This window comes from Gordonibacter urolithinfaciens (genome assembly GCF_900199375.1).
Lineage (GTDB): Bacteria > Actinomycetota > Coriobacteriia > Coriobacteriales > Eggerthellaceae > Gordonibacter > Gordonibacter urolithinfaciens.
Genome location: NZ_LT900217.1, coordinates 1,192,069 through 1,207,303, shown reverse-complemented (window position 1 = coordinate 1,207,303; position 15,235 = coordinate 1,192,069). Strand labels below are relative to the sequence as shown.

Below are 15,235 nucleotides of genomic sequence, written 5' to 3'. Positions count from 1 at the left end.
TTACGCCCTAGTTCTTCAGCGAGTTGAGCGGCGCGGGCATGCGGCCGCCGCGGTGGGCGAACACGCTGCCGGCGTATTGGTTGACCGGCATGACCGGCGCGTAGCCCAGCAGGCCGCCGAAGTCGAGGCGGTCGCCCACGGTCTTGCCGATGGCGGGGATGAGGCGCACGGCGGTGGTCTTGCAGTTGATCATGCCGATGGCGCACTCGTCGGCGATGATGCCGAAGATGGTCTCCACGGACGTGTCGCCGGGCACGGCGATCATGTCCAGGCCCACCGAGCACACGCAGGTCATGGCCTCCAGCTTCTCGAGCGACAGGGCGCCGTCCTCGGCCGCGCGGATCATGCCGGCGTCCTCGGACACGGGGATGAACGCGCCCGACAATCCGCCGACGGACGACGACGCCATGACGCCGCCCTTCTTCACCGCGTCGTTGAGCATGGCGAGCGCCGCCGTGGTGCCGGGGCCGCCGCACTGGCCCACGCCGATGGCCTCGAGGATCTCGGCCACCGAGTCGCCCTCGGCCGGCGTCGGCGCGAGCGACAGGTCGAGGATGCCCTGCTGCACGCCCAGGCGCCTCGACGCCTCGCGGGCCATGAGCTCGCCGGCGCGCGTGATCTTGAACGCCGTGGCCTTGATGGCCTCGGCCACGCTCGTGAGGTCGGCGTCCTTCGGCAGGTCGGCCAGCACGGCGCGCACCACACCGGGGCCCGACACGCCCACGTTCACCACCGCATCGGCCTCGCCCGAGCCGTGGAACGCGCCGGCCATGAAGGGGTTGTCCTCCACGGCGTTGCAGAACACCACCAGCTTGCCCGCGCCGATGCACTGGCGGTCGGCCGTGGCCTCGGCCGTCGCCTTGACGATGCCCGCCATCTTGAGCACGGCGTCCATGTTGATGCCCGCGCGCGTGGAGCCCACGTTCACACTCGAGCACACGTTGTCGGTGACGGAGAGCGCGTGAGGGATGGAGTCCATGAGCTTGTGGTCGGCGGCTGACGCACCTTTGTGCACGAGCGCGCTGAAGCCGCCCACGAAGTCCACGCCCACCTCCTTCCCGGCGCGGTCCATAGCCACGGCGATAGGCGTGAGGTCGGTCGCGTCGGTGGCGGCGCAGATCTCGGCGATGGGCGTGACGGAGATGCGCTTGTTCACGATGGGGATGCCGTACTCGCGCTCCAGCTGCTCGGCCGTGGGCACGAGGCGCTCGGCGGCCGTGGTCATGCGGTCGTACACCTTGCGCGCCATGACGTCGATATCGGAGTCCGTGCAACCTCGCAGGTTCAGCCCCAGCGTGATGGTGCGGATGTCGAGGTGCTGCTTGCTCACCATGGCAAGCGTTTCGGCGATTTCGGCAGGCGTGATCTGCATGGCCCCGTCCTTCTCTTTGGCGTGCTCGGAATGCGTGTCGAACCAGTCTAGCAAACCGCGCGTGCGGCGGCGGCACCGTTCGTTCGATTCCGAGGTTTCTTCTCACGAGGAATGCGAAAAAAGAACGGACGTCTCATATGGAACTTCGCAGCGAGATTGCAGGAGCCGGTGATGGGGCGGCGAAGGCGCAACGGGCGCGCGTCGGCTCGACGCGAGAGAGGGGGTCGGGGGCGGGTGCGAAAAGAGGGGAAGGCTGGGCGGAAGGAGGCTAGGCGGGGCCGGTGCTCACCTCGCCGTAGGGCAGCTCGCGGCGCGTCTTGTCGGGCAGCTCCACCACCAGCTTGAAGTCCTCGGTCAGGTCGACGGCGCGGGCACGCACGCGCGAGCCGTTGCGCGCCACGACGATGGGCTGGCCCAGAAGGAAGCACCGACGGCGGTACTCGTCGTAGAACGAGCGGTGGGGAAGGCTCTCGTAGAGGCTCCAAAAGCGCGCCAGCATCTCGGCGGCCAGCCGGCTGCGCAGCGCGCCGACGGCCTCTTCGCACACGGCACCGGCCACGTCGGCGATCTCGCTGGGGAAACCGGAGGCAGGCACCCGCACGTTCACGCCCATGCCGAGCACGGCGTGCTCGAAGCGTCCCGACTCCATGTCCACTACGCCCTCGGTGAGGATGCCTGCCACCTTGCGGCCACGGCAGAAGATGTCGTTCACCCACTTGATGAGGGCCTCCTCGCCGGTGACGGCCTCGATGGCCTGCGCGCACGCCACGGCAGCCGCGCAGGTGAGGTACTGGGCGGCGTCGGCCTGCAGCCGGGGGCGCAGCACCACGCTCAGGTACACGCCCGCGCCGGCGGGGGAGTAGAACGTCTTGCCCAGCCGCCCCCGTCCGGCCGTCTGTTCCTCGGCCACCACGACCACGCCCTCGGGCGCGCCCTCGAGCGCCCGGCGCCGCGCTTCGGCGTTTGTGGAGTCCACGCTCTTGCGCACCGTTATATCGAACGGATGCCCGTCCGGGAGGAACCGCTCGATGCTGGCCGGCGACAGCAGGTCGTTCTCCTGCGCCAAGCGATATCCCCGGTTCGTGGCCGCCTCAACAACGTACCCTTCCGCCCGCAGCACCTCAACGGCCTTCCATACCGCGTTGCGGGTCACCCCCAGCTCCTCTGCCAGCCATGCTCCCGACACATGCCGGTCCCGCTGGCACTCCAGCATCCGCAGTACGAGCTCTTTGGTTCCCATCGCGCGCCTCCCTCGTTCGTCCGCTTCCATCCTAGAAGTGCGGTTCCCTCGCTGTCAACGTGAATGATAAAGAAAGGTGACAATGAGAAGCGCGCAACCGCTCTTTTATGAGATACGAATCGAAAAATGGAACGGATGTTTCACGTGAAACATCAGGCTTATGCTCTGCGCAATGAAAGATTCGCGCGGAGTCCGGCCTTCTATTCGTGGGATGAAGCGTTTATGCGGAACGAAAAATTCATGTCCCGAAAAAGCAGATGCAGAAGCAGATGCATAAGCAGATGCAGAAGGGGAGGGGGCTCTGCGCATCGGCTTCGCCGGCGGTCTTTTCCAGCAGCTTTTTCCGGTTGATTTTTCGTCTGCCGGCTTGGGGTCTCCGGCTACGGTCGGATTTGGGTGGGGAAAGTCCGGGAATCGGGGAGCGGCGTTGAAATTCTGCGGTTATCCTCGTACAATGGACGCTATTGAACAAGTTGTCTATTATTGGCCGAAATGTTCAAAAGCGTGTAATTCGCCTGTTCGACCTGCCGGTATCGGTAAAAACGAAGGGAGCCGCATGACGACGGCTGTTGCTGGAAAAATGGCTCGGGGCACCGCGAAATCGCTTGTACCGGTCGCGGTCGCACCCGTTCCCGCTGATGCGAAGTCGGACGATGGCGCCCGTTCCGTTCCCGCGTGCTGCGAGGACCGGCGGATCACGCGGTCGAAGCGGGCGCTGCGCGACGCGCTCATCGAGCTCATGGAGGAGCGCGGCTTCGACGGCTTCACGGTGAACGACCTGTGCGTCCGGGCCGACCTGAACCGCGGGACGTTCTACAACCATTACCACGACAAGGAGGCGCTGCTCGCCGCGTTCGAGGGCGAGATCATGCACGACCTCGAGCGCTTCCAAGTCCAGATGCAGGACCTTACGGTGCGCAGCCTTATGACGTACCGTGCGCGCAAAAAGCCACTGCCATTCCTCGTGGAGCTATTCGACTACCTGCGCGAGCAGGGCGACTTCCTGCACGCGGTGCTCGGCCCCGGTGGCGATGTGCGCTTCGGCCCGCGCCTGCGCGACTCGGTGTGCACCAACCTCGTGCAGTCCATCCTGCACGAGCGCTACCGCAATGATCCCTCGCCGTTCGTCGGCTACTACGTGGCGTTCTTCGCCTCGGCGTACCTGGGCGTGATCGAGCGGTGGATCGAGACGGGTATGCAGGAGAGCTCGGAGGAGATGGCGTTGATCGCCATGCGGCTGTTCTTCATCAAGCCGGGCGAATCGATCAAACTGTAGCGCCTCGAAGCGCAAGCCGAGGAGGCGGACTCTGTGAAGGAACCTATGAAGGAGAGCGTCATGGCGAACGAGCCCATGGACACCAACGAAGAGCGGGCAGGGCGCGTGGAGGCCCGGAACGAGGCTGCCGGCCAAGGGTTGGCGGGTGGAGACGGCGCGGAAGGGCCGGCTGTGACGGCGGCTGAAGGCGCTGCCGTGGAGCCCGTCCCGCTGCATATCGGCATCGACGTGGGGTCCACCACGGTGAAGCTGGCCATCCTCGATGCGGCGAACGACGTGAAGTTCTCCGTCTATCGCCGCCATCACGCCGACGTGCGCGCCACCATCGTGGAAGTGCTCTCGGAGGCCGCAGCCGACTTCGGCGACAAGCGCATGACCATCGCCATTACGGGCTCGGGCGGCCTGCTGCTCGCCCAGTGGCTGGGCATCGAGTTCGTGCAGGAGGTCATCGCCAGCAAGACGGCGGTGGAAACCTTCATCCCCGCCACCGACGTGGCCATCGAGCTGGGCGGCGAGGATGCGAAGATCATCTACTTCGACCAGGGCATCGAACAGCGCATGAACGGCACGTGCGCCGGCGGCACGGGCGCCTTCATCGACCAGATGGCCGCGCTCTTGAACACCGACGCCGGCGGCCTGAACGTGCTGGCGCAGGGCGCGACCACGTTGTATCCCATCGCCAGCCGTTGCGGCGTGTTCGCGAAGACCGACGTGCAGCCGCTCATCAACGAGGGCGCGCGCAAGGAGGACATCGCCGCGTCCATCTTCCAGTCGGTGGTGACGCAGACCATCAGCGGCCTGGCGTGCGGCCGCCCCATCCGCGGCCACGTGGCCTTCCTCGGCGGCCCGCTGCAGTACCTCCCCGAGCTGCGCAAGCGCTTCTACGAGACGCTGGAGCTGGACGACGAGCACATCGTCGTGCCCGACAACGCCCACCTGTTCGTGGCCAGCGGCTGCGCCATCGCGGGCGCGGCCAGCGAGACGACGCGTGCCGAGCTTCTGGGCGACGTGCTCGACCGCCTGAAGAGCCTCGGCGACATCCAAGGCTCCGAGGTGGTGCGCCTGCCCCCGCTGTTCGCCAGCGATGAGGAGTACGCCCAGTTCAAAGCTCGCCACGACGGCGAATGCGTGCGTCGCGGCAGCCTCATGGACTACGAGGGCACGGCCTACCTTGGCATCGACGCCGGCTCCACCACGTTCAAGGCCGCGCTCATCGGCGAGGACGGCGCGCTTCTGTGGTCGCATTACGCCAGCAACAAGGGCGACGTGCTGGGCTGCGCCCGCACGGCGCTCACGAACCTATACAACGCCATGCCGGTGAACGCAGACACCGGCGAGCCGCTCGTGCGCATCGGCCACGCCACGGTGACGGGCTACGGCGAGCACCTGCTGCTCGAGGCGCTGCGCGTGGACTCCGGCGAGATCGAGACGGTGGCGCACCTGCGCGGTGCGCAGGAGATGCTGCCGGGCGTGGAGTTCATCCTGGACATCGGCGGCCAGGACATGAAGTGCCTGCGCGTGAAGGACGGCGTCATCGACCACATCATGCTCAACGAGGCGTGCAGCTCGGGCTGCGGCAGCTTCATCGAGAGCTTCGCCACGGGCCTCAACCTGGACGTGGCCGAGTTCGCGCAGACGGCCGTGAGCGCCGAGCGCCCTGTCGACCTGGGCAGCCGCTGCACCGTGTTCATGAACAGCCGCGTGAAGCAGGCGCAGAAGGAAGGCGCCACCGTGGGCGACATCGCCGCGGGCCTTGCCATCTCCGTCATCAAGAACGCGCTGTTCAAGGTCATAAAGATCCGCGACCCGCACGACGTGGGCACGAAGGTCATCGTGCAGGGCGGCACGTTCCTGAACGACGCCGTGCTGCGCGCGTTCGAGCAGCTGTCCGAGGTCCAGGCCGTGCGCCCCGACATCGCCGGCAACATGGGCGCGTTCGGCGCCGCGTTGCTCGCCCGCGACCGCTGCCACGAGGCCATGGCGCTCGAGGCGCGCAAGGCAAAGGCGGGGGCGGCGTGGAGCTCCGAGAACGACGAGCTGGCCGCGCCCGCCGCGGTGTGCTCGACCCTGCTCTCGCTCGAGCAGCTGGCGGCCCTCTCTCCCACGCACAAGACCGTGCGCTGCAAGGCGTGCGAGAACCACTGCCTGCTCACCGTCAACGACTTCGGCGTGGACGAGGCCACGGGCAAGCACCGCCGCTTCATCACGGGCAACCGCTGCGAGAAGGGCGCGGGCACGTTCGACGAGGCCAAGGCCGCCGTGCCGAACCTCTACGAGTACAAGAGCCAGCGCCTGTTCGGCTACGAGCCGCTGCCCGCCGACCGGGCGACGCGCGGCAGCGTGGGCATCCCGCGCGCGCTCAACCAGTACGAGAACTACCCGTTCTGGTTCACGTTCTTCACGAAGCTGGGCTTCCGCGTGGTGCTGTCCGACCCGTCCACGAAGAAGACCTACGAGGCCGGCATCGAGTCCATGCCGTCCGAGAGCGTGTGCTACCCGGCCAAGCTTTCCCATGGCCACATCATGAACCTGCTGGACAAGCATCCCGACTTCATCTGGTTCCCGTGCAGCAAGTGGGAGCGCCAGGAGGACGAGGGCGCGGGCAACCACTTCAACTGTCCCATCGTGGCCAGCTACCCCGAGGCGCTGCGCCTCAACATCGACGAGCTGCGCACGTCCGATGTGAAGCTGCTCACCCCATGGCTGCCCTACGACCAGAAGGAGCACCTCAAGAAGCGCCTGTTCGTGGAGCTGGTGGAGGCGCACCCCGAGCTCATGGGCACGGCGGGCGCGCCGACGCAGGCCGAGGTGGACGCCGCCGTGGATGCCGCGTGGGCCGAGGACGAGGCCTTCAAGCGCGACATCCGCGCGAAGGGCGAGGAGACGCTCGCCTGGATGGAGGCCACGGGCACGCACGGCATCGTGCTGGCGGGCCGTCCCTACCACAACGACCCGGAGATCAACCACGCCATTCCCGAGCTCTTGACCAGCTTCGGCCTGGCCGTGCTCACCGAGGACTCCATCGCGCACCTCGGCACGCTCGAGCGCCCCATCCGCCTCGTGGACCAGTGGATGTACCATACGCGGCTGTACGCGGCGGCGAAGGTGGCCACCGAGCGGCGCGACCTCGACCTCGTGCAGCTGAACAGCTTCGGCTGCGGGCTCGACGCGCTCACCACCGACCAGGTGCAGGAGATCCTCGAGCGCGCGGGCAAGGTGTACACCGTGCTGAAGATCGACGAGGTGTCGAACCTGGGAGCGGCGCGCATCCGCGTGCGCTCGCTCTTGGCGGCGCTCAAGGACCAGGCCGACGAGCGGGCCGACGCCGAGCGCATGCCGCGCGGCTGCCCGGCGCTCAGCATCGACCCCGAGAAGTTTGCCGCCACGCGCGAAGCTGCCGTCCAGGCAAAGTCCGGCCAGGCCGAGGCCGTAATCGCACGCGAGCTGACCGGCGCAACCCCCGAGACGTTCACCCAAAAGGCGGCGCCCGAGGTCATCGCGCGCTTCAGGCAGCGCGAGGGCGCCACCACCGAGTTCCCGCGCGCGGTGTTCACCGAGGAGATGAAGGAGGCCGGCTACACCATCCTGTGCCCGCAGATGGCGCCCATCCACTTCGAGCTGCTGGTGAAGATCTTCCACCGCAACGGCTACAACCTGGAGCTGCTGCCGTCGGTGGACCACGGCGCGGTGGACGCGGGCCTCAAGTACGTGAACAACGACATATGCTACCCGTCCATCCTGGTCACCGGCCAGATCATGGAGGCCGTCATGTCGGGGCGCTACGACACCGACAAGCTGGCCGTCATCATCACGCAGACGGGCGGCGGTTGCCGCGCCACGAACTACATCTCGCTCATCCGCAAGGCGCTCGCGGCCGTGGGCCTGCCGCACATTCCGGTGATCGCGCTGTCGTTCAAGGACCTGGGCGAGAGCAACCCGGGCTTCAAGGTGACGCCGAGCATGCTCCTGCAGGCCGCGTACTCCATCTTCTACGGCGACCTGCTCATGATGGCGCTGTACCGCACGCGCCCCTACGAGGCGGAGCCGGGCAGCGCGAACCGCCTGTTCGACCACTGGATGTCCGTGTGCCAGGGTCAGCTCATGCGCGGACTCAAGCGCCGCGAGTTCAAGGACACGGTGCGCCGCATCGTGGAGGACTTCGACACGCTGCCGCTGGTCGGCGAGGGCACGAAGCCGCGCGTGGGCGTGGTGGGCGAGATCCTCGTGAAGTTCCACCCCACGGCGAACAACCAGATCGTGGACGTCATCGAGCGCGAGGGCTGCGAGGCCGTGGTGCCGGGGCTGGCCGAGTTCTTCCTGTTCGGCATCGCGGGCGGCATCTTCCAGAAAGATCCGCTCGGGCGTTCGGCGAAGGGGGCGCTGGGAAGCCGCATCGGGCTCTGGGCCATCGCGAAGCTGCGCGCGCCCGTGACGCGCGCGCTCAAGGCTTCGAGCCGCTTCGAGCCGCCGGCCGACATCTACGAGCTGGCCGAGTACGCCAGCGAGATCCTCAGCCTGTGCAACTCGATGGGCGAGGGCTGGCTGCTTACGGCCGAGATGGTGGAACTCGTCAAGACGGGCGCGCCCAACGTGGTGTGCACGCAGCCGTTCGCGTGCCTGCCGAACCACGTGGTGGGCAAGGCCGTCATCAAGGAGCTGCGCCGCCGCTACCCCGACAGCAACATCGTTGCGGTGGACTACGACCCCGGCGCGTCGGAGGTTAACCAGCTGAACCGCATCAAGCTGATGATCAGCGTGGCGAAGGCGAACCTAGCCGAGAAGGAGGCCGAGGCGAAGGCGGCGCGCGACCGGTTCGTGGACGCCGCCCGCCCGCATGCAACCCAAGAGGACGCCGGCGAGCTGGAGATCGAGACCGAGAAAGCGTAATGCCGAGGGGCCGCCGCCGAAACGCCGCGGCCCATTCGCCGAATTCGGGGGGGGGGGGCTTCATGCACCGAATCCTGTATACTCGGGAGAAAAGCTTCGCGAGGAAGGCGGCGCGTATGCGGAGGATCGAAGCGTTGGCGGCCATGGCAGCATGCGCATGCCTGTGCGCGGCGCTTTCTGGATGCGCCGTGAAGGAGCCTGCGGCCCAGGAGGAGGCGGATCCGGCTCCGCAGGCGGCCGTTCAGCCGACCCCCGATTTCAAGGAGTCCGCGTCCGGCGACCCTCGGCTGCGCGAGGGCAAGGAGGAGGTTACCGTGCTCGTGCTCAACGCGAGCAGCGCGGAGGGAGCGGCGCGCAAGGCTGCCGAGAAAATCGAGGCGCTCGGCTTCGAGCACGTCACGACTGGCAACGCCTCGTACTATCAGACCGGGAACCGGGTTTCGTATCACCACGAGGAGCATCGCGCGGAGGTGGACGAGGTCGCGGCGCTGTTCGACTCGCTTCCGCCCTACGATCCCTATTGCTACGAAGATGCGAAGAGCGGCGGCTGGAGCATGGACTACGACATTCTCGTCATGGTGGGTTGACCGTCAGCTGCGGACGACACGGTCAACTGTTCTCAGGGAAGAGAACCGTCGGCGCAAAGCGTCACTATTGTCGCCGTGCGGGCGCGCAGCCGGTGCGGAGGGACTTCGCGGATTCGCAGGCTTCCAGTCACCGTTTTGACAGCTGTGAAGCTTTTCGGCGGGAAGCAGGCGTTTGGCGCTCTTCACGACCTGCGTAAACGCGGAGAAGACGACTGCCTGGCTGCCGAAATCGAGCTCCAAGTGAACGAAAAGACTTCAGAGCGGTTAAAACGGTGACTTCGAGCCCCGCTTTTCGCGTAGCGACTTTGTCAGCTGTGGCGAACAACTCCGTCTACTAGCCCCATGAACGTGTCGGCCATCGTCTCGGGCGATTCCTTCGCGCCGCTCTCGAGCCAGCAGAGCAACACATTGTAGAACGCGCCCGCGTAGAAGTACACCTCGTAGCGCGCGGGCGAGCTCAGGGGCATGTCGCCCCACGCGGCTATCTCGCAGTCGGTGACGAGGTCGAGCAGCGACGTGGCGGCCTTCGCGCGGTGGAAGGCCAGCACGAGCTTCGCGTTCTCCCGGTAGAAGCGGAACTTGTACTCCACGAGCGCGCGGTCGCGGAAGCCCTCGCGGCCCTCCGGCTTGCCCGCATGGTAGCGCTCGGTGACCTGGCGGATACCGTAGTCCACCAGCTCCTCCACCGAGGAGAAGTTGCGGTAGAACGAAGCGCGCGCCACGCCGGCCTGCTCCACGAGCTCGGTGACCGTCACCTTCGACCAGTCCTTGCGGCCGGCGAACTCCACGAGCGCGGCCAGCAGCCGGTCCTTCACCTGCTGGTTCGCGAGCTTCCGCTTGTCCATGAGGCACATCCCCCCGTTTTGTCCCGTCGCGGCAGTTGACGGCATCGCACAACATGATACAAAATGTATCACATCAGGTAGAGCGGGGCAATGGTTCTTCCCGATGCGCGTTGTCGCCCGAAAAACGCGGTTTTCGTTTCAAAATCGTGCTTTTCGGGCGACAACAGGGCTTAGCGAGCCGCATGCGAAGAACCGGTCAAAAGAAGGGGAAGACGCCATGATCCTGTACTTCAGCGGCACGGGCAACAGCCGGTGGGCGGCGCGGCGGCTCGCCGACGCCTTGGGCGACGCCGAGGTCGTGTCCATCAACGACGCCTTGAAAGCGGGCGAGGCGCCCGCGCTGCGCTCGGAGCGTCCGATAGCGGTGGTGGCGCCGACGTACGCGTGGCGCCTGCCGCGCGTGGTGGACGCGTGGCTGCGCCGCGTGAGCTTCGAGGACAACCGCGACGTCTACTTCGTGTTGACCTGCGGCGGCGGCGTGGGCAACGCGGCGAAGTACGCGCGAAGGCTCTGCCGGGTGGCGGGCCTGCGCTTTCGCGGCTTGGCCGAGGTGGTCATGCCGGAGAACTACGTCGCGCTCTACGACGTGCCCGACGAGGAGGAATGCCGCAAGCTGTTGGCGCGGACGGGGGAGCGCCTCGACCAGCTCGCGGCGCTCGTGCAGGCGGGCGTGCCGTTTCCCGAGGCGCCCCCGAACATGAAGGCGCGCTTCCGCAGCGGCCCGGTGAACGCCGCGTTCTACCCGGCGCTCGTGCACGACAAGGCGTTCGCCGCCTCGGACGCGTGCACGTCGTGCGGCCTGTGCGCCGCGCGCTGCCCGCTGAACAACATCGTGCTCGAAGGGGGCCGGCCCGTCTGGAAGGGCGAGTGCACGCACTGCATGGCCTGCATCGGCGGCTGCCCGACCGAGGCCATCGAGTACGGCGAGAAGTCGAAGGGCCGCCGCCGCTACTACCTGGAAGAGGGCGCGGTCGCCTCGTAGGGCAAGAGTCTGCCCTTGCCGTTCAACAGGTAAGACGTTTCCGGTCGACGGCAAGGGCAGAGCCCATGCCCTACGGGCTAGCCTGCCGATCCAGAAAGGAGCCCCCATGCGCTTCCCTCACGAGATAGCGATCGATCCTGCACGCTGCATCGGCTGCGGGCTGTGCCGCGACGACTGCCCGGCGAGCAACCTCTCCGTCGCGGGCGGGAAGGCGGCGCCGCTCACGCAGGCCTGCATCATGTGCGCGCACTGCGTGGCCGTCTGCCCGACGAATGCGGTTTCCATCAGCGGCTTCGACGAGGAGCCGCGCCCGCTCGACGGAGCGGAGGCGCTCGAGCCCGCCCGGCTGCTCGCTGCCATCGGCGCGCGTCGCAGCATGAGGCGCTTCGCCGAAGGGCCCGTGTCCGACGAGGCGATCGCCGACATCGTGGAGGCCGGCCGCCTCACGCCCACGGGCAAAAACGCCCAGGACGTCTCCTACATCGTGCTGCGCGAGCGCCTCGACCGCTGCGAGCAGCTGGCCGTGCGTCTGTTCCGCCGCATCCTGCCTCTCGCCCGCCTCGTGGACGCCACGGCGCGCCGCACGGAGGTTGACGAGCATTTCTTCTTCAAAGGCGCGCCGGCCGTGATCGTGGTGGTGGCGAAGGACCAGGTGAACGGCGCGCTCGCCGCTTCTAACATGGAGCTTGCGGCCCAGGCGCACGGCCTTGGCGTGCTCTACAGCGGCTTCTTCGCCTTGGCGGCCAAGCTCTCGCCCGCGCTGCGCCGCGAGCTCGGACTCGCGCGCGGACAGAAGGTGGTCGCGGCGCTCGTGGTGGGCCACCCCGCCGTGACGTACCGCCGCACCGCCCCGAAGGAGCCTGCGGACGTGCGCTTCCTGTGAGAGCGTGCCGCATGCGGCGGTTCCGTGTCCGTTCCGTAAATTGTTATCAAAAAAGTATCATTTTGCGGTAGCATGAGGCCCGAACAAAAGCCGCCGTCTGAAAGAAGGAACCATGGCCTCCCTCTACGATTTCACCGTCAAGAACCAGCAGGGCGAGGACGTCTCGCTCGCCGACTACCAGGGGCGCGTGCTGCTCATCGTGAACACCGCCACGGAATGCGGGTTCACGCCCACCTACGCCCAGCTCGAGGAGCTGTACCGCAGCCTGCACGAGCGCGGCCTCGACATCCTCGACTTCCCGTGCGACCAGTTCGGCCACCAGGCGCCGGGCACGGACGAGGAGATCGCGCAGTTCTGCACCTCGCGCTTCGGCGTGACGTTCCCGCAGTTCTCGAAGATCGAGGTCAACGGCCAGGACGCCGACCCGCTGTTCGCCTACTTGCAGCAGCAGAAAGGCTTCGAGGGCTTCGACGAGGGCCACGAGCTCACCCCGATCCTCGAGGACCTGCTGGCAAAGGCCGACCCCGACTACGCCTCCAAGCCCGATATCAAGTGGAACTTCACGAAGTTCCTCGTCGACCGCGCGGGCAACGTCGTTCGCCGCTTCGAGCCCACGGCCAGTACCCCCGACGTCGTGTCCCCCGCCGTGGAGGAGCTGCTGTAGCCTCCGCCGCCAACGCCTGCGCCAACTTCGCTGCCGCATCGCATTCGATGCGGCAGTTTTTATCCGAACGAATATTCTAACTCCCCCTTTGACGCACAGCTCGGCAGCTTGCCGATGGAGGCTTCCGCGTCGATCGGCCCGGATCCGCATGCGGCCCGCTGCCCGGTCGGCCGCCGGCGCCCCTCTTCGCGTTTTCTGCCCCTCCGAGTCACAGTTTTGACTGCTCTGAAGCCCGCGCGGGCGGCCTGGCGGGAGCCCGCTTCGCGCCACCTGGGCGAACGGCCTCGGCCGGCCGCCGCTCGGGCGTCCAGGCGGCCCGCAGGGCGTCAAAAGGCTTCAGAGCGGTCAAAACTGTGACTCGGAGGGCCCGAAACCCGAAGGGCCCCTCCCCTTTGGCGCACGGCCCGCCCGTCCGGGCGCCCGATTCGCGCGCGGCGCCTTCCGAATCGGGCGATTGCACGCCAAAGGGGGAGTCGGAACGGATGGTTCACGTGAAACATCGAGGCTCGATGCGGCCCCTGCAACCTCTTCGCGACAAACCGCGTGCGATCTGCCATCATCGGGTGGTGGAAAGGCGGCGGCATCAGGCGTATCGTGTCGTGGCGAGGAGTAGGAAAAACATGATCGGTTCGAACATTCAGAGCAGGCGCAAAATGACGGGCCTCACGCAGGAGCAGCTGGCCGAGCGCTTGGGCGTGGCGCGGCAGACCGTGGCGAAGTGGGAGGCGGGCGATTCCGTTCCCGATCTCGCGCACGCGGGCGCGCTGGTCGAGGCGCTCGACGTGTCGCTCGACGCGCTCGTGGGCTTTGACCCGCAGGGCACGATGCTGCCCATGCCGCCGCGCAGCACTCCTACCTGTTCGGCCTGTTCGGCGGCTTGCAGTCCAAGATCGCGGAGTGGACGGCGGCCGAGCGCGCCGCGAACCCCGACGCGCACCTCACGCTGGCCTGGGTGCCGCACGACTGGGTGCGCGGCCTGTACTTCTACGACGACTTCGACGTGCGGTTCGCCGAGACGTTCCACGACGGCTCGTGGTTCGCAGGCGTCGACCAGGCCGACCTGCTCTCCCGCATCGCCTGTCCTGCCGTCTACCTCAAGGCGAAGACGAACTACGGCGAGGACGGCCTTTCGCTGGCAGCCAACTCCGACGAGGACGCCGCGCGCGTGCAAGAGCTCGTCGGCGCCTGCGAGACGATCGTCGTCGAGTCGGGCCACGACATCCACTACGATCACCCAGAGGCGTTTGTGGAGGCCATGGACAGAGCGGCCGGAAATAACTGATCGAACGGCGCCGCGTGGCGGGAGCCTGTGGGCGCGAGGCTACGCGGGGCAAGCGCCCGGTTCCGACAGCAGTTCGAGGAAGCAGGCGAGAGCGGTGGCATGCGAGGCTCCGCCGCTGCCGGCACCGGCGGGCCGCGCGCCGGCATCCGGGCGTCGGCCTGCGACGCGCGCCTGCGCGGGGTCGCGAACGGAGCCTTCGTCCCGGTAGAGCGCGTGCCAGCTCAGCTGCAACCCGTCGGCGGCAGCCGAGGGCACGAGGGACATGCGCTCTTCCAGCCGGTGCGCGAGGGAGTCGTCCGATGCAAGGTCGTCCTCGGACAATAGGTGGATGCCGTCGCCGTGGCCCATCAGGTAGAGCTCCTCGTAGCGGGAGCAGGGCAGCAGCTTGACGGCCGGCCGGAAGCCGCGGCTTCGGCAGGCGGCGGCGAACGTGTCCCTCAACGGCTTGCAGGCCTTGTGCGCGAACAGGAGGAACGTCTCGTGGCGCAGGGATGCGAGCTCCGCTTCCGGCAGTCCCGCCGCCTCTCGCGGCAGGCCGAACACCAACCGGCTCCCCGGTCGCGAGATCGCCGCCATTCCCACGCCGGCAGGGGGCTTGAAGGCCGGGGCACCTGCGTCCGGCGTGGCCACCCGGCCGTCCTGCCCGTCCTCGCTGACGCTTCCCGCCCCGCAAGGACGAGCCTCTTTCACCAACTGCACGAACGCCACGTCGCAAAGGTCCTCGGCCACCGCCTCTCCCGGCGTCTTTCCCGCGGGCGGTGCCACGTACTCCACGATGGTGCGCGGATGTGCGCGTACCGTTCCGTCCGCTGCGGCCGCGAGTCGTGCGGACAGCGGCCTGAGCGCGGGCGTGTCGTGGATGCGGATGCGCGCGGGCGCCACACGGCGCAATTCTGCCAGCTCGTCCTGCATGCCGGTGTAGAGGTCGTCCATGCGCAGGGCGGTTTGGAGCACCGTGTCGCCTGTCGGCGTCAGCCTCACGGGCAAGATGTCGGCCACCAGCTTCACGTTCAGCTCCTTCTCCAGCGCACCCACGTGGCGGCTTAGCGTGGGCTGTGACAGGTTGAGGGCCTTGGCCGCGGCAGAGTAGCTGCCTTGCAGCACGACTTCGGCGAACTCGCGAAAGACGTTGATGTCCATGCTCCCCTCCTGTGGCACGGGGTTCCACTCGTCCTTTCCATCGTACCACGAATTGACGCTTATAGCGGTCATTCCGA

At 67.3% G+C, this 15,235-nt stretch carries 11 protein-coding genes and 1 pseudogene; 8 read left to right on the top strand and 4 right to left on the bottom strand.

Features of this window, described 5'->3' with window-relative positions:
- Positions 1-7 precede the first annotated feature (7 nt).
- Entirely contained in the window at positions 8-1,372 is a 1,365-nt protein-coding gene (locus tag BN3560_RS05315; RefSeq protein ID WP_096228593.1) for a PFL family protein, read from the bottom strand.
- Positions 1,373-1,640: 268 nt separating this feature from the next.
- A complete protein-coding gene (locus BN3560_RS05310) occupies positions 1,641-2,612 on the bottom strand; it encodes a biotin--[acetyl-CoA-carboxylase] ligase (RefSeq protein ID WP_227115022.1) in 972 nt (323 codons plus the stop codon).
- Positions 2,613-3,168: 556 nt separating this feature from the next.
- Here BN3560_RS05310 and BN3560_RS05305 point away from each other — a divergent pair.
- From BN3560_RS05305 to BN3560_RS05295, 3 genes are all read left to right on the top strand, one after another.
- A complete protein-coding gene (locus tag BN3560_RS05305; RefSeq protein WP_227115023.1) occupies positions 3,169-3,888 on the top strand; it encodes a TetR/AcrR family transcriptional regulator in 720 nt (239 codons plus the stop codon).
- Positions 3,889-3,933: 45 nt separating this feature from the next.
- Entirely contained in the window at positions 3,934-8,775 is a 4,842-nt protein-coding gene (locus BN3560_RS05300) for a 2-hydroxyacyl-CoA dehydratase (RefSeq protein WP_227115024.1), read from the top strand.
- A 116-nt stretch (positions 8,776-8,891) separates the two neighbouring features.
- Positions 8,892-9,362, top strand: coding sequence for a LytR C-terminal domain-containing protein (locus tag BN3560_RS05295; protein ID WP_123649912.1), 471 nt, complete (start codon positions 8,892-8,894; stop codon positions 9,360-9,362).
- A 308-nt stretch (positions 9,363-9,670) separates the two neighbouring features.
- On the opposite strand, the gene BN3560_RS05290 is transcribed toward BN3560_RS05295, so the two are convergent.
- On the bottom strand, positions 9,671-10,207 hold the full coding sequence (locus BN3560_RS05290) for a TetR/AcrR family transcriptional regulator (RefSeq protein ID WP_096228590.1): 537 nt from the start codon (positions 10,205-10,207) through the stop codon (positions 9,671-9,673).
- 217 nt (positions 10,208-10,424) lie between these two features.
- Between BN3560_RS05290 and BN3560_RS05285 the strand changes: the two genes are divergently transcribed.
- The 5 genes and pseudogenes from BN3560_RS05285 to BN3560_RS05265 all read left to right on the top strand — a co-directional run bounded on the left by BN3560_RS05285 (position 10,425) and on the right by BN3560_RS05265 (position 14,018).
- Positions 10,425-11,189 carry an EFR1 family ferrodoxin gene (locus BN3560_RS05285; RefSeq protein WP_096227278.1) on the top strand — a complete coding sequence of 255 codons (765 nt, stop codon included), beginning with the start codon at positions 10,425-10,427 and terminating at the stop codon, positions 11,187-11,189.
- 106 nt (positions 11,190-11,295) lie between these two features.
- Entirely contained in the window at positions 11,296-12,072 is a 777-nt protein-coding gene (locus tag BN3560_RS05280) for a nitroreductase family protein (protein WP_096227277.1), read from the top strand.
- A 112-nt stretch (positions 12,073-12,184) separates the two neighbouring features.
- Positions 12,185-12,736 (top strand): glutathione peroxidase, encoded by a 552-nt coding sequence (locus BN3560_RS05275; RefSeq protein ID WP_096227276.1) that lies wholly within the window; start codon positions 12,185-12,187, stop codon positions 12,734-12,736.
- Between the two features lie 482 nt (positions 12,737-13,218).
- Positions 13,219-13,482, top strand: a pseudogene (locus tag BN3560_RS14935) (helix-turn-helix transcriptional regulator); the annotation flags it as partial.
- A 131-nt stretch (positions 13,483-13,613) separates the two neighbouring features.
- Positions 13,614-14,018: an alpha/beta fold hydrolase gene (locus BN3560_RS05265; protein ID WP_227115025.1), complete on the top strand. Its 405-nt coding sequence runs from the start codon at positions 13,614-13,616 to the stop codon at positions 14,016-14,018.
- 39 nt (positions 14,019-14,057) lie between these two features.
- Here the strand turns inward: BN3560_RS05265 and BN3560_RS05260 are convergent, their stop codons facing one another.
- Positions 14,058-15,158 carry a LysR family transcriptional regulator gene (locus BN3560_RS05260; RefSeq protein WP_157780546.1) on the bottom strand — a complete coding sequence of 367 codons (1,101 nt, stop codon included), beginning with the start codon at positions 15,156-15,158 and terminating at the stop codon, positions 14,058-14,060.
- Positions 15,159-15,235 lie beyond the last annotated feature (77 nt).

What these genes read in the sequence shown, in the direction of transcription:
- BN3560_RS05280 (WP_096227277.1), top strand. Translation starts at nt 11,296, where the DNA reads ATGCGCTTCCCTCACGAGATAGCGATCGATCCTGCACGCTGCATCGGC.
- BN3560_RS05295 (WP_123649912.1), top strand. Translation starts at nt 8,892, where the DNA reads ATGCGGAGGATCGAAGCGTTGGCGGCCATGGCAGCATGCGCATGCCTG.
- BN3560_RS05300 (WP_227115024.1), top strand. Translation starts at nt 3,934, where the DNA reads ATGAAGGAGAGCGTCATGGCGAACGAGCCCATGGACACCAACGAAGAG.
- BN3560_RS05315 (WP_096228593.1), bottom strand. Translation starts at nt 1,372, where the DNA reads ATGCAGATCACGCCTGCCGAAATCGCCGAAACGCTTGCCATGGTGAGC.
- BN3560_RS05260 (WP_157780546.1), bottom strand. Translation starts at nt 15,158, where the DNA reads ATGGACATCAACGTCTTTCGCGAGTTCGCCGAAGTCGTGCTGCAAGGC.
- BN3560_RS05285 (WP_096227278.1), top strand. Translation starts at nt 10,425, where the DNA reads ATGATCCTGTACTTCAGCGGCACGGGCAACAGCCGGTGGGCGGCGCGG.
- BN3560_RS05305 (WP_227115023.1), top strand. Translation starts at nt 3,169, where the DNA reads ATGACGACGGCTGTTGCTGGAAAAATGGCTCGGGGCACCGCGAAATCG.
- BN3560_RS05310 (WP_227115022.1), bottom strand. Translation starts at nt 2,612, where the DNA reads ATGGGAACCAAAGAGCTCGTACTGCGGATGCTGGAGTGCCAGCGGGAC.
- BN3560_RS05275 (WP_096227276.1), top strand. Translation starts at nt 12,185, where the DNA reads ATGGCCTCCCTCTACGATTTCACCGTCAAGAACCAGCAGGGCGAGGAC.
- BN3560_RS05290 (WP_096228590.1), bottom strand. Translation starts at nt 10,207, where the DNA reads ATGGACAAGCGGAAGCTCGCGAACCAGCAGGTGAAGGACCGGCTGCTG.